Annotated in this window: 24 protein-coding genes; 15 read left to right on the plus strand and 9 right to left on the minus strand. The window is 66.3% G+C overall.

Annotated features, from left to right (window positions below; all coding sequences use genetic code 11):
* Positions 1–7: 7 nt before the first annotated feature.
* From AC5FRW_RS16385 to AC5FRW_RS16400, 4 genes are all read left to right on the plus strand, one after another.
* Positions 8–1372: a DUF58 domain-containing protein gene (locus AC5FRW_RS16385; RefSeq protein ID WP_493569538.1), complete on the plus strand. Its 1365-nt coding sequence runs from the start codon at positions 8–10 to the stop codon at positions 1370–1372.
* A complete protein-coding gene (locus tag AC5FRW_RS16390; protein WP_493569539.1) occupies positions 1369–2991 on the plus strand; it encodes a DUF7519 family protein in 1623 nt (540 codons plus the stop codon). The genes AC5FRW_RS16385 and AC5FRW_RS16390 overlap by 4 nt, the downstream gene beginning before the upstream one ends.
* Before the next feature lie 45 nt (positions 2992–3036).
* Entirely contained in the window at positions 3037–3495 is a 459-nt protein-coding gene (locus AC5FRW_RS16395) for a pyridoxamine 5'-phosphate oxidase family protein (RefSeq protein WP_493569540.1), read from the plus strand.
* 91 nt (positions 3496–3586) lie between these two features.
* Complete coding sequence (locus tag AC5FRW_RS16400; protein ID WP_493569541.1) at positions 3587–3739, plus strand: hypothetical protein; 153 nt, start codon at positions 3587–3589, stop codon at positions 3737–3739.
* 43 nt (positions 3740–3782) lie between these two features.
* On the opposite strand, the gene AC5FRW_RS16405 is transcribed toward AC5FRW_RS16400, so the two are convergent.
* The gene (locus AC5FRW_RS16405) at positions 3783–4739 is read right to left on the minus strand and encodes an AAA family ATPase (protein ID WP_493569542.1); all 957 of its coding nucleotides are present in this window, start codon (positions 4737–4739) and stop codon (positions 3783–3785) included.
* 178 nt (positions 4740–4917) lie between these two features.
* Entirely contained in the window at positions 4918–6192 is a 1275-nt protein-coding gene (locus AC5FRW_RS16410; protein WP_493569543.1) for a DUF4397 domain-containing protein, read from the minus strand.
* 404 nt (positions 6193–6596) lie between these two features.
* On the opposite strand from AC5FRW_RS16410, the gene AC5FRW_RS16415 reads away from it, so the two are divergent.
* The 6 genes from AC5FRW_RS16415 (at position 6597) to ligA (ending at position 14599) form a co-directional block, all read left to right on the plus strand.
* A complete protein-coding gene (locus AC5FRW_RS16415) occupies positions 6597–7709 on the plus strand; it encodes a pyridoxal-phosphate-dependent aminotransferase family protein (RefSeq protein ID WP_493569544.1) in 1113 nt (370 codons plus the stop codon).
* A 131-nt stretch (positions 7710–7840) separates the two neighbouring features.
* Complete coding sequence (locus AC5FRW_RS16420) at positions 7841–9433, plus strand: methyl-accepting chemotaxis protein (protein WP_493569545.1); 1593 nt, start codon at positions 7841–7843, stop codon at positions 9431–9433.
* Complete coding sequence (locus AC5FRW_RS16425; protein ID WP_493569546.1) at positions 9420–10229, plus strand: G protein-coupled receptor family protein; 810 nt, start codon at positions 9420–9422, stop codon at positions 10227–10229. The genes AC5FRW_RS16420 and AC5FRW_RS16425 overlap by 14 nt, the downstream gene beginning before the upstream one ends.
* On the plus strand, positions 10222–10941 hold the full coding sequence (locus AC5FRW_RS16430; protein ID WP_493569547.1) for a rhodopsin: 720 nt from the start codon (positions 10222–10224) through the stop codon (positions 10939–10941). The genes AC5FRW_RS16425 and AC5FRW_RS16430 overlap by 8 nt, the downstream gene beginning before the upstream one ends.
* 264 nt (positions 10942–11205) lie before the next feature.
* Entirely contained in the window at positions 11206–12393 is a 1188-nt protein-coding gene (locus AC5FRW_RS16435; RefSeq protein ID WP_493569548.1) for a hypothetical protein, read from the plus strand.
* Between the two features lie 106 nt (positions 12394–12499).
* Positions 12500–14599, plus strand: coding sequence for an NAD-dependent DNA ligase LigA (gene ligA / locus AC5FRW_RS16440; RefSeq protein WP_493569549.1), 2100 nt, complete (start codon positions 12500–12502; stop codon positions 14597–14599).
* 5 nt (positions 14600–14604) lie between these two features.
* On the opposite strand, the gene AC5FRW_RS16445 is transcribed toward ligA, so the two are convergent.
* The 3 genes from AC5FRW_RS16445 to AC5FRW_RS16455 all read right to left on the minus strand — a co-directional run bounded on the left by AC5FRW_RS16445 (position 14605) and on the right by AC5FRW_RS16455 (position 16917).
* Positions 14605–15651, minus strand: coding sequence for an ABC transporter permease subunit (locus AC5FRW_RS16445; protein ID WP_493569550.1), 1047 nt, complete (start codon positions 15649–15651; stop codon positions 14605–14607).
* Entirely contained in the window at positions 15648–16586 is a 939-nt protein-coding gene (locus tag AC5FRW_RS16450; RefSeq protein ID WP_493569551.1) for an ABC transporter ATP-binding protein, read from the minus strand. The genes AC5FRW_RS16445 and AC5FRW_RS16450 overlap by 4 nt, the downstream gene beginning before the upstream one ends.
* Positions 16587–16647: 61 nt before the next feature.
* Positions 16648–16917, minus strand: coding sequence for a DUF7967 family protein (locus tag AC5FRW_RS16455; RefSeq protein WP_493569552.1), 270 nt, complete (start codon positions 16915–16917; stop codon positions 16648–16650).
* Positions 16918–17113: 196 nt separating this feature from the next.
* Here AC5FRW_RS16455 and AC5FRW_RS16460 point away from each other — a divergent pair, with 196 nt between their 5' ends.
* From AC5FRW_RS16460 to AC5FRW_RS16470, 3 genes are all read left to right on the plus strand, one after another.
* Positions 17114–17686: a hypothetical protein gene (locus AC5FRW_RS16460; protein ID WP_493569553.1), complete on the plus strand. Its 573-nt coding sequence runs from the start codon at positions 17114–17116 to the stop codon at positions 17684–17686.
* A 157-nt stretch (positions 17687–17843) separates the two neighbouring features.
* Positions 17844–18050 (plus strand): cold-shock protein, encoded by a 207-nt coding sequence (locus AC5FRW_RS16465; protein ID WP_493569554.1) that lies wholly within the window; start codon positions 17844–17846, stop codon positions 18048–18050.
* Between the two features lie 330 nt (positions 18051–18380).
* Positions 18381–20114, plus strand: a complete 1734-nt coding sequence (locus tag AC5FRW_RS16470) for an excinuclease ABC subunit C (protein WP_493569555.1) — start codon at positions 18381–18383, stop codon at positions 20112–20114.
* On the opposite strand, the gene AC5FRW_RS16475 is transcribed toward AC5FRW_RS16470, so the two are convergent.
* Together AC5FRW_RS16475 and AC5FRW_RS16480 are read right to left on the minus strand one after the other, a co-directional pair.
* Complete coding sequence (locus tag AC5FRW_RS16475; protein WP_493569556.1) at positions 20111–20764, minus strand: DUF7504 family protein; 654 nt, start codon at positions 20762–20764, stop codon at positions 20111–20113. The genes AC5FRW_RS16470 and AC5FRW_RS16475 overlap by 4 nt on opposite strands.
* Positions 20761–21657 carry a GAF domain-containing protein gene (locus AC5FRW_RS16480; RefSeq protein WP_493569557.1) on the minus strand — a complete coding sequence of 299 codons (897 nt, stop codon included), beginning with the start codon at positions 21655–21657 and terminating at the stop codon, positions 20761–20763. Before AC5FRW_RS16480 ends, AC5FRW_RS16475 begins: the two co-directional genes overlap by 4 nt.
* A 166-nt stretch (positions 21658–21823) precedes the next feature.
* Between AC5FRW_RS16480 and AC5FRW_RS16485 the strand changes: the two genes are divergently transcribed.
* Positions 21824–22750 carry a M48 family metallopeptidase gene (locus tag AC5FRW_RS16485; protein WP_493569558.1) on the plus strand — a complete coding sequence of 309 codons (927 nt, stop codon included), beginning with the start codon at positions 21824–21826 and terminating at the stop codon, positions 22748–22750.
* Positions 22751–22850: 100 nt separating this feature from the next.
* Positions 22851–23549, plus strand: a complete 699-nt coding sequence (locus AC5FRW_RS16490; RefSeq protein WP_493569559.1) for a metallophosphoesterase family protein — start codon at positions 22851–22853, stop codon at positions 23547–23549.
* A 6-nt stretch (positions 23550–23555) separates the two neighbouring features.
* Here AC5FRW_RS16490 and AC5FRW_RS16495 read toward each other — a convergent pair whose 3' ends face one another.
* Both AC5FRW_RS16495 and AC5FRW_RS16500 read right to left on the minus strand, forming a co-directional pair.
* Positions 23556–24350, minus strand: coding sequence for a hypothetical protein (locus AC5FRW_RS16495; RefSeq protein WP_493569560.1), 795 nt, complete (start codon positions 24348–24350; stop codon positions 23556–23558).
* A 112-nt stretch (positions 24351–24462) separates the two neighbouring features.
* Entirely contained in the window at positions 24463–25197 is a 735-nt protein-coding gene (locus tag AC5FRW_RS16500; protein ID WP_493569561.1) for an ATP-grasp domain-containing protein, read from the minus strand.
* Positions 25198–25234: the final 37 nt, after the last annotated feature.

Consider the following 25234-nt stretch of genomic DNA (forward strand, 5'->3'; position numbering starts at 1 on the left):
GGTGGCGGTGACCGAGCGCGTCCGTCGCTGGGGCATCGCCCTCGCTGGGACGGTGACGTTGGTCAGCGTCGGCCTGCTGGCCGCGGAGCCGGCGCTGTTTGCCGGCGCAGCGATCCCGCTCGCCTACGTCCTCTTCGGCGCGCTCGCTCGGGTGCCAGCGGCCGACCTCGCGGCCGAGCGAACCGTCGCCGCCGCGGCCCCGACGCCGGGCGATCCGGTCGCGGTGACCCTGACCGTCGAGAACACCGGCGACAGTTCGCTCACTGACGTGCGCGTCGTCGACGGCGTCCCCTCGGAGTTGCGCGTCGTCGACGGGTCGCCACGCGGGTGTGGCTCCCTGCGCCCCGGCGAGTCGATGACCGTCGAGTACGCCGTTCGCTCGAAGCGCGGGACCTACGCCTTCGACGATCCGGTCGTGCGCATCCGCCCGCTGGCGGCGACGGAAGTCGCGACGACGACCGTCGAACCCGACGGCGACACCGCGCTGACGTGTGCCAACGTCGTCGCGGAGGTGCCACTGGCAGACGCCACCTTGCCCCGTGCCGGCACGCTGCCGACCGACAGCGGCGGGAGCGGACTGGAGTTCCACGCCACGCGGGACTACCAGCCCGGTGATCCCGTCTCCCGGATCGACTGGCGGCGCTTCGCGAAGACGAACGAACTCACGACCGTCGAGTACCGCGAAGAGCAGGCCGTCCGCACCGTCCTCGTGGTCGACGCCCGGCCGATCACGCGGGTCACGCCCGAGGCGGGCTATCCGACCGGGGCGGAACTGTCGGCCTACGCCGCCGAGCGCCTGCTCGACGCACTCGCACAGTCGGGTGTCGTCGCCAGTCTCACCGCCGTCGGTCTCGCCGAGGAGGACGTGGTCGGTGGCCTCTCACCCGACGGACTCGCGTGGGTCGACCCCGACGGCGGCGCGGCGAGTCCACAAGCGAGTCGCCTGTTCGACGGCGTCCAGTCGGCGGCCGCCCGGGACAGTGTCGCTGCCAGCGAGGCCGCGCCCGCCGCCGAGCGTGTCGCTGCCGACGGAAGCGGCGCGAGCGCGTCCGACGACGCACGACAGGACCCGGCCGTCCAGCGGCTGCTCGCACGCCTGCCCCCGACCGCGCAGGTCGTCGTCTTCTCGCCCGTCCTCGACGCGTGGCCGGTCGAACTGGCGACGAGCCTGCGCGCCCGCCACTACCCGACGACGGTCGTCAGCCCCGACGTGACCCGCGGTGACGACCTCGCCCAGTCCGTCGCCACGCTGGAACGACAGCTACGGCTCGAATCGATCGAACTGGTCGGCACGACACTGATCGACTGGAATCTGGTCGACCCCATCGACATCGCCATGCGCGCATCCCTCGCGGAGTTGTTCTCACGATGACCGACGACACGATCACCGACGGACCGATCACCGACCGACCCACCACGACGAGCACGGCACTGGTCGTCTGCACCACGCTACTGACGGCGACGGTGCTGGTCCGTGCGATCGGCGTCTCGTTGCCCGCGATGCTGGGTGGGGTCGGCGCAGTGACACTCGGGATCGCCATCTGGACGGCCGGCTGGGAGCGCTACCGGGCTGTCGGGGTGGCGCTCGCCAGCCTCCTCGCCCTGCCCGTCGGCGTCGGTCTCGTCGCCGCGACCATCGGGACCGTCATCGTCCTCGCCGGAGTCCTGTTCCCGGTGCCGTCGCTGTCACAGCTACCGGCGACGGTTATCGATCTGACCGCGCGGGCGATGGTCGTCGTCGGTGCGGTCGGCGCGATCTTCGGCGGGACCGTCGCGGTCGGCAACGTCCTCGATCGCGAGACGGCAAAGCGAGCGACGACGGCCTCCCTCAAGACCACGCTCCTGCCGCTGGCGCTCGGGTTGGTGCTGGTCGTCGGGAAGATTCTGAACTATCTCGAATCCAACACCGACGTGCTCGGCGTCGGCGCGGTCGTCGGCGACGTGTTGCGCGCGACGACGACGGTGCTCTTTGCGCCGCCGCCGACCCGCCCCAACGTGACTTCCTTCCTGCTGTTCGTCGTGCTGGCGCTGCTGGTCACGCGCCGCGTACTGGCCGCGCTCCCCGTCTCCGAACTCGCGACCGGAACGACCGCAGAGGACGCCATCGAGACCGTCCACCGCAGTCTGTTCTGGCTCGCGACGGTGGCGACGCTCGGAATCCCGGTCGGCATTCTCGCCGACTTCCTCGTCCCGGTCACGCGGCTGCGTCGCTTGCTCTCCCCGCCGCTGTTCGACACGCTCACGGCGCTGACGACTGCCACAGGCCCACGGGAACTGCTGTGGTGGACCATCGTCGTCGGCGTCGCGATCCTCCTCGTCGTCTGGCTGTTGCAGCGACTGGTCCAGACGTCCGCCGACCGGATCGGCGCGACGCTGGCTCCCTTCGCCGCGGGGACGCTCGTCCTCGTCGCCACGACGGTCGTCGCCGAGCCAGTGCTGTCGGCGCTGCTCGACTGGGTCGCCGACACCCTGCCCGGCGCGTTCGGCCCACGGTTCCGGGAGATGTCGGGACTGGTCGTGGAGTTCTACGGCTCGCTCGCCATCGTGATGACTGCCGTCGGCGTGGTGTTGTTGCTCGCGACGCTGGCCCTGACCGTCCTGTGGCTCACGCTGCTGACGAAGTATCTGGCGGACCGCACTGCCGGCGTCGGCATCGCCAGCGTGGCCCTGTTCCAGACCGCCGCCTTCGCGGGCGTCGTCGGCGTCTCGACGACGGTGCTGTTCGGGAGCCTGATCGCCGCCGTCCTCGTCTGGGATGTCGGCGAGTTCGGGACGACACTCGGCCGCGAGATCGGCCGCAGTAGCGGGACCCGCCGGACCGAACTGGTCCACGCCACGGGAATGCTCGCGGTCGGCGGCGTCGGCGCGACCGCCGCGCTGGCACTCGGGACCTACACCACCGGCGTCATCTCCGTCGCCAGTGGGACCGTCGTCCTCGGTCTCGTCGCGGTGCTCGCCGGCCTGCTGGCGCTGCTCGTCGCGTTGCGTTAGTGAGGCAGGCTGCAAGCTTACTTGTCGACGGGACGACGCTACCCCATGGAGATCGTCGAAAACACGCTGGACGTCCCCCTCGACGAGGTACTCGCCCGCCCGCTGTTTTGCTTTCTCGCGACCACGTCACCCGCGGGACAGCCTCGTGTCTCGCCGCTCTGGTTCCTGTGGGAGGACGGCCACGTCTGGATCCTCGGTGATACCGTCGGCAAGTCCTACACGGCGCGAATCGAGGCCTGCCCGGACACTGCCCTCGCGGTCGTCGACGCCGACCCGACGACCGGCCGGGTCCACCACGTCGGGATGCGCGGGCGGGCGGCGCTGGTCCCGCTGGAAGCGGACCGCTCAGAGCGATTGCTCCGAAAGTATCTCGGCGACGACCCCTCCCAGTGGGACCCGCGCTTTCGCGATCTGGACCCCGACCGCTGGTCGTTCGTCCGGTTCACGCCAGCAACGGTGGTGGCGCGCGACCAGTCGTTCGCGCCGAGTCTCGACGCCGAGTGAGGGGTCGAGTAGACTGCCCTGTCGCCCCGCCGTTTTCACATTGTGGGAACGTTCGCCTGCGTCTTAGTACTCGCCGGCCGACACGTTTCACATGGAATTCCACGTGAACAGACTGGGTGCGCTCGGCATCCTCGGCGTCTTCGGTGTCGTGACGAACGAACCGGCGCTGTACGCGCTATTTGCACTGTTCGCACTGTTTCCCGTCGACCGGACGATCACTATCGGCGAGCCAGCACACGACTGACCACGTCGGGTTCGGATGTGTCGTCCCGGTTCCTCACTGACGACTACGTCGGCGACACTGCTGGCACCTCGATCCGTTCGAGTACGTCCGCCACGACTGTGGCGGGATCGGTGTCCCGGACGCTGGCGTCGGCGGTCAGGACGAGGCGGTGAGCGAACACGTCGCCGACGACGGTCTGGATGTCCTGTGGGACGACGTAGTCCCGACCCTCGACTACGGCGCGGGCGCGTGCGGCCTCGAACAGGCGCTGGAGACCCCGCGGTGAGACGCCCACGTCGACGCGGTCGTCCTCGCGGGTCGCCCGGCCGAGCGCGACGACGTAGTCCCTGAGCTTCTCGTCGACGGTGACGCCCTCGGCGACCCGCTGGAGGTCCGGGATGCGCTCGGAATCGACGATGGCGGTGACACTCGGGGCCTTTGCGGTTCGGTCGGCCCGCCGGTCGATCAGCTCCCGTTCGCCCGCGAAGTCGGGGTAGCCCATCGCCGTTTTGACGATAAAGCGGTCGCGCTGGGCTTCGGGCAGGCCGAAGGTCCCCTCCTGCTCGACGGGGTTCTGGGTGGCGATGACGAAGAAGGGATCGGGCAGGTCGTGGGTCTCGCCGTCGACGGTGACCTGTCCCTCCCCCATCGCTTCCAGCAGCGCGGCCTGTGTCTTCGGCGGTGCGCGGTTGATCTCGTCGGCCAGCACGACGTTGGCGAAGATCGGTCCCGGCGCGAACTCGAAGCGCCCGGTCCCCTCGTTGTAGACGTTCGACCCCGTGATGTCGGCGGGCAGGAGGTCCGGGGTGAACTGGATGCGATGGAAGGTGAGGTCGAGCGCGTTGGCGAAACTCCGAGCGGTCAGGGTCTTGCCGGTACCGGGCACGTCTTCGAGCAGCACGTGGCCCTGCGCGAGGATACCGGTCAACACCGTTTCGAGGAAGGCATCGTCGGCGATCACTGCACTCCCGACGGCGTCGAGAATCTCGCCACACGCGCGACCGGCGGTCTCGTGATCCATACACGACCGCTGGGCGAGCGGTCAGTTAAGTCTGACCGAGCGAGCCACCCCGACGGCGGAACCACTCGGTGACTGTCGATGGCTGCCCAGTTCACTTGCTCGGCACGCGCCCCACCAGCGATGGGGACCCGGTGCTATCGACACACGTGGGAATCGAAAGAAAGAGCGTTCGCTCGCGCTACGTCGCCGCTTCGGTCTCGGTTTCCGTTTCCTCGGCGGCGGTCTCGGTCTCCTCGGCAGCGGTTTCCGTTTCCTCGGCGGCGGTCTCGGTCTCCTCTGCGGCGGTTTCGGTTTCCTCGGCAGCAGTTTCGGTCTCAGTTTCCTCGGCGGCGGTTTCGGTTTCCTCGGCAGCAGTTTCGGTCTCTTCGGCGGCAGTCTCGGTCTCCTCGGCAGCGGTCTCGGTTTCCGTCTCCTCGGCGGCGGTCTCAGTCTCCTCAGCAGCAGTTTCGGTTTCGTTCTCTTCAGCGGCGGTCTCGGTTTCAGTCTCCTCGGTGACGTTCTCCCCGGGCGTCTCGGTCTCGTTTGCCGGCGCTGGCGTGCCGGGCGTTCCTGCCGGGAACTGGAGGTTCGTGCTGGCGTCGGCGGTCGTCAGGACGCGGAAGGTCGGCGGGACCTCCGTGCCGTTCTCGGCGGGGACGTTGCCGATCGCCCAGCCCGAGTACGCCGTCCCGCCTTCCAGTGTGGCGTCGACAGTGGCGACGACCGCACCGTCGTTGTCTTCTTGTGCGACTCTGACTTCGACCGTGTATTCACCGGCCGGCACAGTCAGATAGTCGGTCGCCTCAGTGTAGCTGAGGTCCTCCGCGAGGACGGTCTCTGCCGTCGCTCCGGTTTCGGTCTCGGTCTCGTTGTCGGCGACGGCTTCGGTCTCGGTCTCGTTGTCGGCGACGGCTTCGGTCTCGGTCTCGTTGTCGGCGACGGCTTCGGTCTCGGTCTCGTTGTCGGCGACGGCTTCGGTCTCGGTTTCGGTCTCTGTCTCGGCGGCACCGTCACTGACGGCCACGATGTCGACCGCGGGCGCGTTCGGCGAGAGGTGGACGAGTCGGAGCGCCGACTCGTCGTCGCCGGGGGTTCGGGCGTCGTCGAGGTACGACTGCGGGACGATATCGCCACCGTCCTCTGTCGAGACCGTCGCGGCGACTGTCGTTGCCGTTCGCTCTTCGAGGTCGACAGTCTCTTCGAACACGACGGCGTCGCGGACGCCCACGACGGTGACTGTCACGGTGTGGTTCCCGGCGTCGAGTGCAAGGTAGTCACTGACGGCACCGAACGGAACGTTCGACGCGACGCTCTGATTGTCGACGTACACGTCGACGGCCCCGGCCCCGGGTGCCGCGTGAGCGACACGGAGGTACGATGTCGTCTGTGTCGACGATTCGCTGTCGTCGTCGGTGTCGGTCTCCTGACTGAAGCCGACCCCGACGAGGGACGCACTCCCGACGAGTGCGACCACGAGAAACAGTACAAGGGCGGTTCTGGATGAACTCTCTGGCATGCACCGGAGTAAAACGGCCTGTCGCCCTTTGTTATGGAAGAGCAAGTGTCTCACGGCGGCTAGCTCCCGTTTTGTAGCCAGTTTCGACTGATTACGGTAATCGTCCGTTGTCCGCGAGCGGGCACAGTAAGTCCCTCCTGTCGACCCTGCTGTCGTCCCGTGAAGCAAGTGCTTATCGCTGGCTTTCCGGGGTAAGTGTCGTTTTCTCGCGCCTCAGACCCTCTCACGCCACCACCGTCACTGACCTCCTCGCCGATGCGCCCAGTCGACGGGGAGCAGCGGCGCTGTGACAGTGTGCAACCGGTATCACAACTACCATACCCCTTCGCTTCTACCCACTACCATACTGCAAGGTGTCTGCCGTGACGAAAAAAAGCGAATACAAAGACGACTATCCCGACAAGACGCTGTATATCCCCGGCCCGACCGAAGTCCGTGACGACGTGATTCAGGAGATGGCCCAGCCGATGTTCGGCCACCGGATGGACCGGATGACCGACCTCTACACGACCATCGTCGAGGACACGAAGGCGTTCCTCGGCACCGACAACGAGGTCATCATCCTCACCGCTTCCGGCACGGAGTTCTGGGAGGCCTCGACGCTGAATCTGGTCGACGAGAACATCCTCGTCCCGACCTGTGGGAGCTTCAGCGAGCGCCACGCCAACGTCGCCGAGCGTCTCGGTAAAACCGTCGACCGCCTCGAATACGAGTGGGGACAGGCGATCAAGCCCGAGGACATCCGTGCCGAACTCGAATCGAGCGAGACCCACTACGACGTGGTCGCGGCCGTGATGAACGAGTCCTCGACCGGTGTCAGGAACCCCATCGAGGAGATCGGTGACGTGGTTGCGGAGTACCCGGACACCTACTTCGTCGTCGACGCCGTCTCCGCGCTGGGCGGGGACTACGTCGACATCGACCAGCACAACATCGACGTGATCTTCACCTCGACACAGAAGGCCTTCGCCATGCCGCCGGGACTGGCAGTGTGTGTCGTCAGCGACGACGCCTACGACCGCGAGGTAGAGAAGGAGACGTCCTCGTGGTACGGTGGCTTCCGGCGCTGTCTGGACTACTACGACCGGAAGGGCCAGACCCACTCGACGCCGGCCATCCCCGTGATGCTGGCCTACCGCAAGCAGATGAAGCACATGCTCGACGAGTCCCACGAGGCCCGCGATCAGCGCCACCGCGAGATGGCCGAGTACACCCGCGAGTGGGCCCGCGACCACTTCGATCTGTTCCCCGAAGCAGGCTACGAGTCCCAGACGGTCTCTTGCATCGAGAACACGCAGGGCATCGACGTGGCCGCCACCATCGAGGAAGTCTCCGAAAAGTACGACATGGTCTTCTCGAACGGCTACGGCTCCCAGCTGGGCGAGCAGACGTTCCGCATCGGTCACATGGGCGAACACGACGTCGAGTCGATCAAGACGCTGACCGACGCCATCGAAGACGTCGCCGGACTGTAGTTTCCAGCGACCGGCCGCCGTGACCGCTCGCTTTCTCTTTGCCGTCGGTATCTGGCAACTCCCTCTCGATTATCAAACATCGAATTTGGGACCATAGGTATAACCCCGTCATCGATAACGTTTCCAGTCGTATGAGCAATCGACCCGTCACCTGGATCGCTTCGCGGTACAGCCGTCGCATCGGTGCGGCGCTTGCGATCACGCTCGGTGTGACGATCTTTTTGGGCACTGTTTTCGCCATCCACGTTGCCACCACACCCGGCGCAGGTCTCGCAGGTGTCGCAGGCACGCTGTTCATTATCGTGCTCAACCTTGGCCTGCTCGGGATCGTCCTCGGTGGCAACGTGACCATCGAGATGCGTCAGCTAACCGACGCTGCCGCCGCGATCGAAGACGGCGATCTGTCGGCCTCACCCGACGTGGACCGCCCCGACGAGTTCGGTCGTCTCGCCGAGGCCTTCGACCGGATGCGTGATTCGCTCGAAGCGGCCTTCGAGGACTCGGAGCAGGCCCGACAGGAGGCAGAAGCCGCTCAGGCCGACGCCGAGACCGCTCGCGAGGAGGCCGAGGCGTTCAACGACCGCCTCCTCGACGAGGCCGACTCGATCGGCGACGCGATGGCGGCCGCCGCCGACGGTGATTTCACCCGCCGGCTGTCGACCGACACCGACGTCGACGCGATCAAGCGGATCGCCGACGCCTACGAGCAGATGACCGTCGACCTCTCGGGGACGGTCGCGGACATCCGCGAGTTCGCGACCACGGTCGAGCGGGCCAGCGAGGCCGTCGCAGAGGACGCCGCCGAAGTCGAACGGCTCAACGAATCGCTGGTGTCGGACATCCGTGAACTGGCGACCGACGTCGAAACGCAGGCCGAGCGACTCCAGAGCGCCGTCGCCGAGACGAACAATCTCTCGGCGACCATCGAGGAGGTCGCCTCGACGACCGACGAGGTCGCGCGACGCGCCACCGAAGCCGCCGATGTCGGTGAAACCGGGGCCGCCCGTACCGAGACGGCCGTCGAGACGATCCAGCGCGTCGAAGCGGCCGTCGACGAACTGGATCGCCTCGTCACCGCCGTCGACGATCGGATGGACGAGGTCGGCGAGACGACCGAGATCATCGACGAGATCGCCGCACAGACCAACATCCTCGCGCTCAACGCCAACATCGAGGCCTCCCACGCCGGCGACGGTGGGGACGGCTTCGCCGTCGTCGCCAACGAGGTCAAGGGGCTGGCCGAGCAGACCCAGGATGCCATCGACGAGATCGACGCGATCATCGACGGCGCACGCGAGGACGTCGACGACGTGACCGACGAGATGGATCGCACCCGCGAGCGCATCGACGACGGCGTCGAGACGGTCACCGAGGCCGGCGAGACGCTGGGGTCGTTGACCGACACCGTCGACGAGGTCGACGACGCGATGGGCGAGATCGCACGGGCGACCGACGACGGCGCGGCCGCGACCGAAGAAGTGTCGGCGGCGATCGATCAGGTGGCCGAGGCCGCCCAGCGCGTCGCGGACCGGTCACACGAGCTTGCCGACACCGCCGACGAGACGGCGACGACCATGGCCGACGTGCGCTCGCGGGCCGACGAACTGGCCGAGCAGACTGCCGATCTCAAACGGTTGCTCGACTCCTTCGAGACCCGCGACGCTGCGGTCTCGTCCGATCACCACGTGCCCGAACAGGCTGCCATAGATAATGACGATGATTGAGACGACGATGATCAACACCGGCTCGACCGCCATCTACGCCGTCGCGCTGGTGCTCCTGCTCGTCTGGCTCCGCCGGATACCCGTCGACCGGCGCACCCTCTGTTACCCGATCGTGCTGGTCGTCGGGATCAGTGCCGTCGCCCTGGGACTGGTGACGGCCGGTGTCGGTACTGTGACTGTCAACGGGTACGAGATGGTGCTCCCGACCTTCCTTTCGGACCTCCTCTCGTACGCCCTGCTGTACCTCGTTATGGCGCGGATCGGCGGCGTCGAGGGTCGGGCCCTCGCTCTGATCGTCGCCACGCCGGTCGTCCAGCGCATCGCCTTCGAGCTTGGCGTGATATTCGGCGGTCTCTTTGGCATCGCTGCGCTTGGCTTCGTCGTCGTCAGCCACGCTGCGATCGCCGCGTACCTGCTGGGTCCGGTCTGGCGAGGCCTCGAGTCGGTGCCCGAACAGCGCCGTCTCCTCCACTGGAAGGCGCGCAACCTCGTTCTGTTCCTGATCGGCATGCTGATCGTCTACGCCGTCCTCTCCGTCGGCAGCATCTTCGATAGCGTCACGTCTGCGACGATCAGTCGGTACATGGGTCTCCTCATCCGTGTCGGGTTCGCCGGCTTCCTCTTTGCGAACATCGACGCCGTCGGCGCTGCCTCGCTGCGACCGTCCGCACGCGGGACCGTGGAGTCGACTGCCGACCTCGAAGGGTCCACCGACTCCTTCGAGACGCGCGACACCGCGGTCTCGGCTGACCGTGGCGCGTCCGAATCGGCCGCCACCGAGGGCAACGATGATTGATGCGACGATGATCCACGCCGCCTCGACCATCGTCTACGCCGTTGCACTGGTGCTCCTGCTCGTCCGACTCCGCCGGGTACCCGTCGATCGACGCGCCCTGTGCTACCCGGTCGTGTTGGCCGTCGGTGCTGCTGTCGTGGCGTCCGGCCTGGTCACCGCCGGGATCGGGACGATCACCATCGGTGGTAGCGACATCGTCTTCCCGAAATTCCTCAACGATCTCCTCGCGTATGGACTGCTGTTCGCCGTGATGGCGCGTCTCGCCGACCTCGACGGGCGACCCTTCGTGATCGTCGTGGTGACGCCGGTCGCCCAGCTAGTGGCCTTCCAGGTCGGTGTCATCCCGGGCGGGCTGATCGCCCTGCTCTCGATCCTCTTCGTCGTCGGAGCGCAGGTCGCACTGATCGCGTACCTGCTCGGGCCGATCTGGCAGCGAGCACAGACGGTGCCCGAACAGCGTCGCCTCCTCCACTGGAAGGCCCGGAACCTGCTGCTCTTTCTGACCAGTCTGTTGCTGATCTATGCCGTGCTCGCGGTCGCCGGCCTCTTCGATGCGTTCGTCTTGCTCACGATCGACCAGTACATGGGCATCCTCAACCGTCTCGCCTTCGCCGGCTTCCTCTTTGCGAACGTCGACGCTGTCGGAGATGTCTCGCTGCGACCGTCCGCACGCGGGACCGAGGGGTCGACCGGCGCGACGACCGCAGACTGATCCGCTTCGCGATTTTCGCTCTCCTCGTTCGCGCGCAGACCGTCCGCCCCTACTCGCCGACCGCCCAGCGACGCGCTCAGACGGCCGTAATTAGAGCTTACTGGCGGTACTGTGACCTTTTCACACAGTGTTGTCGCTCCTTCGACGACCCCGACGACCGCACGGGAGTGGTACGCAACTGTTGTCCGTTCGGTCCGTGGCCGTTGGCACCCCGCCGGTACCCCGTAAAAATCCCCTTTAATAGAAAGCTCACTCTACCAGAGTATGCCGGAACCTACCGGAGACCGGAGCCGAACCGAGACCGAACCGACGACACGAACCGACCTGCCCGTCAGCCGGCGGCGCTGTATCGAACTCACCGGGCTGATGCTGCTTTCCGGTGCGGGCGTCGGTGCCGCGAGTGCACGCGAGTCGTCTGCCGCTGGCGAGGGCGACGGTCGCATCACCGGTCGTGCGTCAACGCAAGCGAGCGCGAACGAGACGGCTGCCGACGAGACGAGCGGCGCGAGCACTAGCGGACCGGTCATCGGTGGGGGCGAGGGCTACGAGAACACCGTCGCACCCGAACAGGCAGACGTTACCGCCAGTAGTCGGAGCGAACTGGAGAGCGCGCTGTCGAGTGCGTCCAGTGGCGACGTGGTCTACGTCGCCGGTGACGCGACCATCGACATGGCCGGCGCGGAGTGGTCGATCCCCGACGGGATCACGCTGGCGTCGAACCGCGGCATCGACGGCGCACCCGGTGGTCAGCTCGAAACCGACGACCTGCCGTGGCCGATGTTCGTGATCGGCGCGAACGCTCGCGTGACCGGCCTGCGCGTGACCGGCCAGTACGAGGAGTATGCCGACCTTACCGACGGTCCCGTCAGTATCGGCCTGCAGGCTGGTGGCACTGGCGTCGAGATCGACAACTGCGAGGTCTCGGGCTTTTCCCACGCTGCGATCCGGCCCTACACCGACACGCACGTTCACCACAACGATGTCCACCACAACCCCATGGACGGTCTCGGTTACGGGGTCAGCGTCACCCGTGGCGAGCCACTGATCGAGTACAACTACTTCAATTACAACCGCCACAGCGTCGCCGGCGCTGGCGGCTGTGGCTACACGGTCCGATACAATCACTTCGGTCCCGATACGGTCGACCACGTCATCGACCAGCACAAGCCCGGCGGCACGACGATGGAGGTCCACCACAACACCGTCGAGGCTGTCGAGCACGTCCAGAACGACGGCGCGACCGAGGCCGTCGCCATCCGGGGCACGCCCGACGACGTAGCCGACATTCACCACAACTGGTTCTACAACGCCACCGAACCCAAGTCCTCGCCCGACGGCTGGGACGGCAGCGCGATCACGCAGGTCCACACCGGTGCGTGGCAGAACGTCGAGTACGAGGCCAACCACTACGGCTCCGAGGAACCGGCCGAGGACATCGGCGCTCCACGCTAGCGAGCAGCCTCGGAACGGCGAACGTGGAACCCGTGCGCGACGGTCCCGCTGACGCCGTCCTCCACACTCGATACTTCTTTTGCGTGTCGCCGGTATGCTCGATCCAATGAGCACGGAGACGCAGGCGATACCGGACGACAATCCCTACGTCGAGGACCCGTCCACCGACTTCGAGCCGGTCGAGAACGTGACCGATGACGAGGCCAGCGAGCAGGCCGAACAGCTCCGTGAGGCGATCCGATACCACGATTACCGCTACTACGTGCAGGCCGACCCGCTGATCGGTGACCGGACCTACGACGCCCTCTTTACTCGCCTCGAAACCCTCGAAGACGCCTTCGACCTCGACCGTTCGGGGAGTCCCACCCAGCGCGTCGGCGGCGAGCCACTGGACGAACTCCAGTCGGTCGAGCACGTCGCGCCGATGGGATCGATCGACCAGGGCGGCGAAGCCGGCGAGGTCCGTGAGTTCGACCGCCGGGTCAGGGACCGACTCGCCGATACCGACTACGACGGCGAGATCGAGTACTTCTGTGAGCCGAAGTTCGACGGTCTCTCCGTCGAAATCGTCTACGAGGACGGTGAGTACGAGCGCGCCGCCACCCGCGGGGATGGCGAGGTCGGCGAGGACGTGACCGAAAACGTGCGCACCATCGCCAGCGTCCCCCAGCGCCTGCGCGGGGACGCCCCGGACTATCTCGCGGTACGGGGTGAGGTGTACATGCCACGCGACGCCTTCACCGAGTACAACCGCGAGCGCGTCGAAGCCGGCGACGATCCCTTCGCCAACCCACGGAACGCCGCCGCCGGGACGCTCCGACAGCTCGATCCCTCGATTACGGCCCAGCGCCCCCTCTCGATTTTCTTCTTCGGCGTGCTGGACGCGTCGGTCGATTTTGTCTCCCACAGCGACCTCCACGAACGCCTCCCTGAGTGGGGCCTGCGGGTGTGTGACCGGACCGAGGTAGTCGACGATATCGAGGCGGCCATCGACTACCGCGACCGGCAACTGGACGCCCGCGACGGATTGGACTACGAGATCGACGGCGTCGTCCTGAAGGTCGACGATATGGCCGCCTGTGACCTGCTCGGGTCGACCAGTCGCGCACCCCGCTGGGCCTTCGCCTACAAGTTCCCGGCGCGCAAGGAGCAGACCGTCCTGCGTGACGTGGTCGTGCAGGTCGGCCGGACCGGCCGGCTCACGCCCGTCGCGCTGCTCGATCCCGTCGAGGTCGGTGGCGTCACCGTCTCGCGAGCGTCGCTGCACAACCCCGCCCAGATCGAGGACCTCGGCGTCGCCGTGGGCGATACGGTCCGTATCAAACGGGCCGGCGACGTGATCCCCGACGTGGTGGAGGTCGTCGAGAAAGGCGGCGACGGCACCGTCGCGTTCCCCGAGACGTGCCCGGTCTGTGACAGTCCCGTCGAACGCGACGGGCCGATGGCCTTCTGCACCGGTGGACTGGCCTGTCCCGCCCAGCGCGAGCGTGCGGTCCAGCACTACGCCAGCCGCGACGCACTCGACATCGAGGGGCTGGGCGAGAAGGCCGTCCAGCAACTGCTCGAAGCAGGCCTGGTCGAGTCGCCCGCCGATCTCTACGAACTGGACCCCGACGATCTGGCCGAACTGGCGGGGTGGGGCGAGACCAGCGCCCAGAATTTGGTCGCGGAAGTCGGTGGCGCGCGCGAGCCACCGCTCGACGACTTCCTCGTCGGGCTTGGCATCCACGACGTTGGGACCGTCACGGCCCGCAACCTCGCCCGTGAGTTCGGCACCTTCGATGCGATCCAGCGGGCGGGTGCCGAGGGCGACCGCGAGACCTTCGAGGCTGTCGAGGATGTCGGCCCGGTCGTCGCCGCGAGCATCTGTGACTTCTTCCAGGGCGAGCGAAACAGGGCCGTCCTCGACGCGCTACTCGCCCACGTCGACCCACAGCCCTACGAGACGACGGGTGGTAACGAACTCGACGGGCTGACGTTCGTCTTCACTGGCTCGCTCGACGGGTACACCCGCAGCGAGGCACAGGATCTGATCGAGGCCCACGGCGGGTCGGCCACCAGCAGCGTCTCGGGCAACACCGACTATCTCGTGGTCGGATCGAATCCGGGACAGTCGAAACGGGACGACGCCGAGAACGAAGGCGTCGAGGTGATCGACGAAGCCGACTTCGAGGAGCTGCTGGCCGACTACGGTATCGCGGACTAAAAGCCCTACAGGTCGAATCTGTTGAAGGTGTAGTAGCTGATCCCCGCCGCGACGGCGATCCACAGGAGCATCGCGATGAAGACCGCAGCGTCGGAGTAGTACACGGGCAGGGCCTGCTGGCCGCCACAGACGACCTGCTTGCCGAACATACTCTCCTGGACCGACGGCGACCCGTTCAGGACCGACGAGCAGATCGTTTTCATCGATTCGGCGTCCTGACTGAACATGCTGAAGCGAGCCGAGCGAGCGACGTTGTCCCCGTCCGCGAGCATCGCGTTCGTCAGCGTCTTGTACGCCTGACTGGGGTTCAGCAGCTTCATGATCAGGACGGCGTGCCAGCGGGCCGCACCCTGGACGCCGAGTTGATTGGCGAGGATCTGGCCGACCCCGTTCGACAGGGAGTTCCAGCCGAAGGTCAGGTAGAAGTACGCGAAGAAGCTCGCGATGCCCGAGCGCATACTGGTCGAGAAGGCCCCGGAGATGCTCACCGTGATCGCGACGAACACGATGGCGAACCCGAAGGTAAACAGCGCGAAGAGACCGTACAGTTCGGGCTTGAACGTCACCGACGACGCCGCAAAGAAGAGCGCGGCGACGGCGTAGGACAGCAAGAGTGGGACGCCCACCACTGCACAGCGGCCAAGCACCTTCCCGATGATCACGTCACGACGGGAGTGGGGCAAGGACAGCAGGATCTTCAGCGACCCTGACGTGCGCTCTTTCGTGATCGCGGCGTAGCCGACGAAGATGGCGACGACCGGCAACAGGAAGGTGACCATGTTGAGATACACGCCCGAGATGAGCACCTGCATCCCGAGTTGCTGGTCGCCCGCAGTGACGTTGAGATCCAGCCCGAGATAGAGCGCACCGGCGACCGGCAAGATGAAAAAGACGATGAACACGAGCGACAGGAGCCAGAGTCCCTTCGACCGGATCGCGTCGCGGAACTCCTTTTTCGCGACGGTGTACCAGCCGAAAGTGTCGTGCAGGCGATCGTCGGCAGCACCGAGACCAGCAGCGACGCCGTCGAAGGGGTTGTCTTCGGTGCTCATTGTTCCGGGGCCACCTCCGCTTTCTCCTCCGTGTACGACGCGAACAGGTCTTCGAGCGACAGCTCCTGAGCCTCGAAGTCCTCGACCGTGACGCCTGCGTCCTCGATCGCGTTGAGCACCGTCATCTTCGCACCGTCGTCGCAGTCGACGGTCAGACGGTCGCCTTCGGTCGCCGTGTCGACGACGCTGTCGAGGTCGCTGACGGCCGCTCGTGCGGTCTCGACGGCCGCGTCGTCACCATCGACCGTGATGACCAGTTTCGTGTCGCCGGTCGCGGCCGATCTGAGTCCCTCGACGCTGTCCTTGGCGATGAGTTCGCCGTCGTTGAGGATGCCGACGGAGTCACAAACGGCCTCGACCTGTCCGAGGATGTGCGAGGAAAAGAAGACCGTCGCGCCTCGCTCGCTCTCCGCACGGACGATGTCACGGAGCATGCGCGCCCCGTTGGGGTCGAGTCCGCTCGTCGGCTCGTCGAGGATCAGCAGGTCGGGTTCGCCTACGAGTGCCATCGCCAGCACGAGACGCTGGGACATCCCCTTCGAGTAGCCCCCGGCCTTGCGCGCGCCCTCCTCGGGACTCAGGCCGACCCGGTCGAGCAGTTCGTCCGGGTCGTCGTCGGCCCGCTTCGATTCGATCGCGAACTCGAGGTGTTGATAGCCCGTGAGTCGGTCGTACACGTCGTAGCCTTCCGGCAACACCCCCGTCCGTTCGCGGATCTCGGTCGACTCCTCGTAGGCGTCGTGGCCCAGCACGCGCGCCGCCCCCTCGGTCGGCCGGACGAAATCGAGGAGGATGTTGATACACGTCGACTTCCCGGCACCGTTCGGGCCGAGAAAGCCGAAGATCGCACCCTCCTCGACGGTCAGGTCGACTGACTGGAGCGCGGTCACGTCACCGAACCGCTTCGTCACACCGTCGAGTTCGATCGCAGCCATACGCGCCGATTTTACTCCGATGACGTATAACCCTTCGTGGAACCGACTCGACAGCTCGTCGCTAGATCTCGTCGTCCGGGTCGAACTGCGATCGGACGCGCTCGACCTCGGTGGCGTACCGGTCGCGCTCGGCTTCGTCTGCGACCGGTTCCAGATCCGCGACCGCCACCTCGATGGCGGCGGTCGGTGGCTGCTGGCGCAACATCGTCATCGAGCGCTCGCTGGTCTGTGCCCGGTCGCCGTCGGGCGTCGCGTACACGAGCGTGACGAGGTTCTTGTCTCCGTAATCGCGTTCGACGAGCCAGCACTGCACGGTCTCACTCTCGGTCATTGTCGGCTGTTCGAACGCGGGGGGTTATACGGATTACTGTCGATATTTACCGGTGGTCGTCAACCCCGTCCCGGCGATCAACGGTAAGAGACGACAGTAATCCGTAGTAGGCCCTGTGGGTCTGGCTTGCCGTCCGATTCTCGGTTCTGGTACTCCAGCCAGCAGTTTCTTATCGAACGGTTGCCAATCACCGACAATGACGGGCTGGCTCGACCGCGTCGACGACCTGCTCTACGACGGCGAGTCGGTCGTCGAACGGGTCACCGTCGACGACGGTGGCGTCGTCGTCACGACCCACCGCGTGCTCGCCTTTACCCCCGACCGCGAGGGGACGAACTTCAGCTACGTCGACCGCCCGAACGTCACCGGCGTCTCGGCGACGGCAAGCGGCGAGTGGGGCTTTCTCCAGCAGGCGATCAAGGCCATCGTCGTCGGCGTCGTCCTGCTGGCAGCGGGTCAGACGGTGAGTTTCGACTCGCTGGTCGCCGGCGTCACCATCGACTCCAGTGCCGCACAGGTCGGGATGGGGGGCATGCTCGGCATGCTCTCGTCGTTCCTCCAGTTGATGGCGCGACTCGACGAACTGATGACGATGTTCGGCGCGCTGGCGCTGGCCTTCGGCGCGCTCGTCCTCGGCGTCTATCTCTGGACGCGCGAGCACGAACTCGTCGTCGGCGTTGCCGGCGACGACGAGGACCTGCGACTGCCCGCTCCCGAGGACGCCGACGACGTGGCCCGACGGCTGGAAGCAACGATTCTGCCGGAGTAAGGTGTGTGTCTTCGAACCGGTCGCACCGCTGTCGTGCGATTGGGTGTGCATTGACTTTCAATGGCTACTATATCTGATGTGTGACCGTCGTCTCTGGGGTCGTGGTACCTTGACTCTCGGAAGGGTTATCCCATAGCCACGCCTCTGTTTGTTTGTAATGGCAAACGGTAAGGTTGATTTCTTCAACGACACTGGCGGCTACGGTTTCATTTCGACTGACGACGGCGACCTCGACGACGACGAAGACGTGTTCTTCCACATGGAAGACGTCGGCGGCCCGGACCTCGAAGAGGGGACTGAGGTTGAGTTCGACATCGAGTCCTCGCCCAAGGGGCCTCGCGCGACGAACGTCGTCCGACAGTAATCTCGCGACGGACAGCTGTCGTCTACGACGACAGACATCACATCCGATTTTTCAGACGATCGAACGTCAGAGCCGCTGCTCTCTGCACTGATCGCAGAGCATCGGTGACCGAGCGGTCCGAAGGACCCGACGGGTCGCCCGGGACACTCGACCGAACAGAGTGAGGCCGACCTTTTTATCACCGGGAGCGCGCTCTCCCGAGCGCTGCTTCGCTACGCTCAGCAGCACCCTGTTTTCGCGTGAGGGTTCCCACAGTGAGCGAAGCGCTCTCGAACAACGGCAAAAGATGGTGCGTGAGGTTCAAACTCGTGTGGTGCCAACCCCACGCCGATGGATGCGACAGCGGTCCGCGAGGCGGCCGCCGACCTCCCGCGCCAGCCGGGGGTCTATCACTTCGTCGCCGACCGGGTGTTGTACGTCGGCAAAGCCGTCGACCTGCGCGAGCGGGTCCGCTCGTACGCCGACCCACGCTCTGCCCGCATCGCGGCGATGGTCGAGCGGGCCACCGAGATCGATTTCAGCGTCACCGACACGGAGACGCAGGCGCTCTTGCTGGAGGCGAACCTCATCAAGCGCCACCAGCCCCCCTACAACGTCCGGCTGAAAGACGACAAGTCCTACCCGCTCGTGCAGTTGACCGACCACGCCGTCCCCCGGATCGAGGTGACCCGCGACCCCGAGGAGGGCGCGACCGTCTACGGTCCCTTCACCGACAAGGGGCGGGTCGACACCGTCGTCAAGGCGCTGCGCGAGACCTACGGGCTGCGTGGCTGTTCCGACCACAAGTACAGCAATCGGGAACGGCCGTGTCTCGACTACGAGATGGGCATCTGTACCGCGCCCTGCACCGGCGAGATTAGCGAAGCCGACTACGCCGAGGACGTGACGAGCGTCGAGCGCTTCTTCGGCGGCGAGACCGGCGTCCTCGCCGATCCGTTGCGTCGGGAGATGGCGGCCGCCGCCGAGGCCAAGGAGTTCGAACGTGCTGCCAACTGCCGGGACAAACTCGACGCCGTCGAGTCGTTCCACCGGGACGGCGACGACGCGGTCCAGACCACCCGCGACGAGCGGGCTGTCGACGTGCTCGGGGCCGTCCGCGAGGGCCAGTCGGCGACGGTCGCGCGCCTGCACGCCGCCGACGGCCAGCTGATCGACCGCGAGCGCCACCGTCTCGACGCGCCCGACGGCGACGGCGAGGGCGTCGGCGAGGTGCTATCGGCCTTCGTGACCCAGTACTACGCCGAACGGGACGTGCCGGACGCGGTGCTGTGTTCTGAGCGCCCGAGCAGCGACGTGGTCGAGTGGCTGGCTGGCGAGGGCGTCGATGTGCGCGTCCCCGGCGCAGGCCGGGAGGCGACGCTCGTCGATCTGGCGCTGAAGAATGCCCGCCGTGGCGGCCCCGCTCGCGACGACACCGACGCGCTGGCGGATGCGCTCTCACTCGACGCTGCCGGGCGGGTCGAGGGGTTCGACGTGAGCCACGCGCAGGGCCGGGCCGTCGTCGGGTCGAACGTTACCTTCGTCGACGGGGACGCCGAGAAGGCGGACTATCGCCGGAAGAAACTGCCAGAACGCAACGACGACTACGCAAACATGCGCGCCTTGGTCCGCTGGCGGGCCGAACGCGCCGTCGAGGGTCGGGACGACCGCCCGGACCCGGACCTGCTCCTGATCGACGGCGGCGACGGCCAGCTCGGCGCGGCACGGGACGCACTCGTCGAGACTGGCTGGGACGTGCCGGCGGTGGCACTCGCCAAGGACGAGGAGCTACTTATCACACCCACGGGGACCCACGACTGGGCTGACGACGACCCGAAACTCCACCTCTGTCAGCGGGTCCGTGACGAGGCCCACCGCTTTGCCGTCCAGTATCACCAGACCGTCCGCGACGAGGTCGCGACCGCGCTAGACGACGTGCCCGGCGTCGGTCCCGAGACCAGAAAACGACTGCTCAGACGCTTTGGCAGCGTCGACAACGTCAGAACGGCGTCGACCGACGAACTGCGCTCGGTCGAGGGCGTCGGCGAGGCGACCGCGGAGACGATCCGCTCGCGACTGTCCTAGATCGACACGTCGACGGTCCGGTCGTCGCCCAGACCCGTGATTTCGAGTGTCGCCGACCCGGGGCCGTTCGACTCGACGTGGATGCGCCCGGTAAAGGAAGTCTCCATTCCCGTGACGATGCTGTCTGCGTCGCCGCCCACGTCGGCGCTCGTGTCGATGGCCGCGACGCCGATGGCTTCGTTGCGTCGGAGTTCGGTCAGGAAATTCGAGTTCAGGAACCGGTACACCGAGCGCGTATCGCTCGCGGCACCGCACAGCGTCGACGTGAGGAAGATGCCCGAGCGCATCCGGCCATCGGCGACCTCGGGCGCGGAGACCAGCATCGATAGCTCCATTCCGAGCGTCGTCAGGTCGCCGACATCGTCGACGGCCGTGACGTTCTGGCCGGCAGACGATCCCGCACAGGTCAGGATCGACGAGCGATCCTTCGAACCCTGTTTCGCGTCGCCGAGCGCTCGCTGGACCGCGAGACCGCTCTCGTCCGTCGAGACGATCAGTGAGTGTTCGCCTTCGTCGGCGCTGACGAGCCGATAGAACACGGATTCGAGCGCGTTTCGATCCTCGCCCGTCAGGAGCACGCTCGTGCCGTCGTCGAGCGGCCCGATCGGGAGGTCATCGACGTGGAACTCGGCGTCGCTGGCGAGGCTCATTGGCTGTCCTCCTGTCGCTTGGCAGCGCGAAGCGACTGTCTGAGTTCGAGGATCTCCATCGCCGTCTCGGCGAACTGCTCCAGTTCCGCCTGCTGAGCCGCGTCGTACGTCCGGGGTTCGTGATCGATGAGACAGACCTGTCCGATCACCTGTCCCTCCGGCGTCGTCATGTTCGCTCCCGCGTAGGAGACGATACCGAGGTCGTGCAACTGGTCGTTGTTCGCAAAGCGCTTGTCCTCACGGATGTCTTCGACGACCATCACGTCTTCCTGCAGCATACTGTGTGTACAGATCGTCTCTTCGCGGGTCAGCGAGTCCCAGTCCGCACCAGTACAGGCAACGAAGTTCTCCTCGTCTTTCTCCAGCAGACCGATGAATGCCACGGCAGCGTCGAAGTGACTGGTGATCAGATCCGTCAGTCGCTCGAAACTGTCCTCGATCGGCAGGTCGTCGATGTCGTACTCGGACAGTGCGTCGAGTCGGGATCCCTCGTCGTCGGGTGCCAGGAAGCCTACCTGTGCGCTGTGAGCGATCACGTCGTCGACGACGAAGCCGAGTCGGTCGCCAGCATCGGCGAGGTCCTTGTTGAGGTACTCCACGATCACTTCCTCGACGGCGTCCGTGTCGATCTCGGTGGGTCGGGTCTCGGTGTACAGGACACACGGCGTCTGTGGCGCGTTCTCGCGGACCGACCGGACGACGTCCATGCCGGTGCCGTCTTCCAGATCGTACTCCGTGACGACGCAGGCGACCGACTCCGAGTCCAGCCGTTCGGTCGCATCGGCGACCGTCGTACTCTCGATCGGATCGAGGTCGGGTTCCTCGGCCAGCCGTGTCGTCGTCTCGTCGAGTGCATCCCCAGTATCGACGCAGAGAACTGTATTTGATACCATTATCTACAACTGTAGTTGCTGACTGATAACCGTGCGCTGCCGATTATCAACTGTTGTACTCTATGCTAGGTATCACCAACCACCTGCATCAGCACATGCTTTCCCGACCGGCGCAAAAGGGCGATCCTGCGCCAGATGTTTCGTCTCTCCTCGTCTAGTCACCGCCATGGTTCGTCGCCGACGGCTCCTGCTGGCACTCACCGGGGTTGCGGGGCTGTGCTTCTACGCGCTGGTGGCCGTGCTGGGCTATCGCGCGCTGACGGTGCTGTGGGCAGCGCGGCCGAGACCGTCGACGGTCGTGCTCGTCGTCGTGGTGACGGGACTGACACTCGGCTACCTGAGCTATCGCAACGGGACCGCACAGCTCAGACGGCGACTCGGTGCCGTCCCGCTCCCGCCCGAGCACGCACCCGGCGTCTACCGGCACTTCGTCGCCGTCGCCGACCGGATGGCGGTTGACCGGCCCGAACTGTTGATCGCCGGCATGGGGATGCCCAACGCACTGGCGATCGCCGGCGACGGCGGTGCGGTCGTACTCGATCATCGCCTGCTGGGACTGCTCTCGCCGGCGGAACTGGAGGCACTGCTGGCCCACGAACTCGCCCACCTCGAAACGAACGACGCGCTCTTTCAGACCGTCGGCTACAGCCTCGTCCAGACGGTCGTGGGAATGGTGGTGATGCTCGTCGTGCCGGTCGCACTCCTGCTCGGTGGGTTCGCCCGTGCCGTCGCGTTCCTCCGCGGGCGGCCCGAGTCGGCCGGTGAGTCGCTGCTGGGGCGTGCCCAGCGGTTCGCGCTGTTCGCCGTCGCCGGTCTTGGCGTCCTCGTGGCGGTGGTGGCGATGGGGTACTCACGGCGACGTGAGTTCGCCGCCGACGCGCGAGCGGCCGAGGTGACCGATCCGCTCGCGCTCGCCCGGGCGCTCGCAAAGATCGAACGTGCCTCGAAGCCAGCCTTCGGCCTGTTGACGCCGTTGTACGTCCACGGTGACGAGGACGGGCCGCTGGCACGTTTGCTCTCGACACACCCCCCGCTCGACGAGCGGATCGACCGACTCGAAGCGATGGCTGCCGGGTCGCGTGGTCGCTCCTGATCGGCACGCCCGGCGCGGGTACGACTGACTATATAGATCTCGGTGCTACTCCTAGTAAGAGCTTCTTACCGATACGACAAGGTGGCGGTACCGAGACTCGATGCACGCCCGACCGTTCGCCGCCGGTATCGAGGCCCAGCACCGGCGACTCGATGCAGACGCTTACGAGAACATCTACGTCGTCGGCGACGTACACGGCTGTCGCGCGACGACCGCGGCGCTCCTCAACGAGATCGATCCTGCCCCGTCCGAACTCGTCGTGTTCGTTGGCGATCTCGTCCGCCGTGGCCCCGACTCGCCCGGCGTCGTCGACCTGCTCCGTTCGCGGCCGAACTGCCTGTCGATCCGCGGCAACAACGAAGAGAAGGTCATCAGCGGTCGACGGCCGCCGGAGGGACTGAGCCGCGCGGATATCCAGTGGCTGCGGTCCCTGCCGGCCGTCCTCTCGTGGGATGGGCATCTCGTCGTCCACGGCGGTCTCGACCCCGACCGACCGCGCCGCGACCACACGGTCGCCGACGTGCAGAACATGGAGTCGATCGCTCCCGAGGGCGACGGCCGGCCGTTCTGGTGGCACCGCTACGACGGTCCCGACCGCGTGTTCTTCGGGCACAAGGTCCTCGACCGTCCCTACGTCGGCGAGCACGCCGTCGGACTCGACACTGGCTGTGTCTACGGCGGGCGACTGACCGCGTACGACTGCGGCCGCGACCGGACGATCAGTGTCGCCCCGCCGCGAGCGCACAGGCAGCGACCGCCAGAGAAGTTCCTCGATCCATCCGAAACGGCCAGTACGTAGGCGACCCTACAGCAGTTCCGTCTGGGCTGGCTCGGGGAGCATCGCGACGACGGAGGTCACGAGGTCGTGTTCCATCTCGGCGTTGCGAAAGCTCATCGCCGGGTTCACGTCGACGGCCCACGGCTTCCCGTCCGCGTAGACGATGTCCACACCGAGCGCCTGACTGTCGGTCCTGCGCATGAGTTCCCGGAGTTTCGCTGCGAGTGCCGGGTCGGGGCTGGTCAGCCCCAGCGGTCGTTTCCCGCCGCCGAGTTTCGATGTCGTTTCGAGGACCCGAACCCGAATCTCGTCGCCGGTGTCGACGCCGTAGTACTTGTAATCTCGGTCGGTGGTCGCCAACAGCGGCTGGTAGATGTCGCCCTCGCCGTTGACCACCGGGTCAGGGTGGAAGTGCCAGTCGGCGAGTGTCTTGGCGACGTGGTCGCCGCTCGGCTTCTCCGTGCTCGTCGGTGGGACGCGAAAACCCACGTGTTCGAGAGCAGTGTACCCGAGCAGTCTGCAACCGAGCACGAGCGTGCGGTACCCGTTCCACGTCTCGATGTCACGCTTTGCCGCCAGCCTGAACGCCCGGTAGGCGGCCGGATCGACCTTCTTGTTCATCAGGAGGTCGATCCCCGCGAGGTCCGTCTCGGTCAGCGTCCGTCCCGGTCTGAAGAAGTCGACCCCGACGCCCGCACGTTCGAGTCGCCGGGCCACCTCGCCGAACACGTCGTGGTCGGCATTACAGATCAGCCCGACACGTGCGCCCCCGTCGTCGCCGGCGACTGTGCGGTGGCCGCTGCCGTCGGTCGGTCGCTGCATACTGCTTCTCACTGTCCTCCCGTGGATATTGCTATAGTGACACTATCGGGAACCGGGATCGCACAAGGCGACGATACTCCCACTTCCGAGGCCGATCTATGTAGTCCGGGAATCACGACTGGCGACGAGCGACGACGGCGATGGAGTCGACGAGCGCGTCGTCGAGACCGGTGCGTCGAAAGCTCGTCGCCGGATTCACGTCGACCGCACAGGGCCCGTCGTCGACCTCGATGACGTCGACGCCGAGACCGCGAGCGCCGGTGAACGAAAGCAGACGCTCGATGCGGCGTTCCACGGCCGGGTCGACCGGTCCCGGCCCCAGATACGAGCGTTCCCCGAACAGTTTCGACTCGAACCGGGTCACCGCCGTGTGAACCGTCTCGCCGTCGTCGACGGCGTAGTACTTCCGGTCGATCCCGTCGAACGACAGGAGGGGCTGGTAGAAATCGCCCGCCTCGTCGCGCATTGGCTCCGAGTGAACGTCGAAAAAATGCTTTGCCACGTAGTCGCCCGCCGGCGGTTCGGACAGCGTCTCGGGGACGGCGAACCCGGCGGCATCGAGAGCGCCGACCTGTGACAGGCGATTGAAGCAGAGCATCGACGCGACGAAGTCGTTCCACGCCGGAATCCCGGTCCGGTACGCGTAGGCGAGGGCGTCGATCGATTCCCAGCGGACCTTCTTGTTGACGAGACAGTCGAGCCCGTCGAGTCGGTCGCGCTCGATCTCGACGCCCGGTTCGAAAAAGACCACGTCGAACCCCCGCTCCCGAAGTCGGTCGGCGACCGGGCCGAACACCTCGTGGTCGGGCGGACAGATGAGACCGATCCGCTGCTCGTGTGGCGACATCGTCCCGACGAATCACCGCGCCGGCGTAATTATACGT

This window comes from Halomicrobium sp. HArcht3-1 (assembly GCF_058933345.1).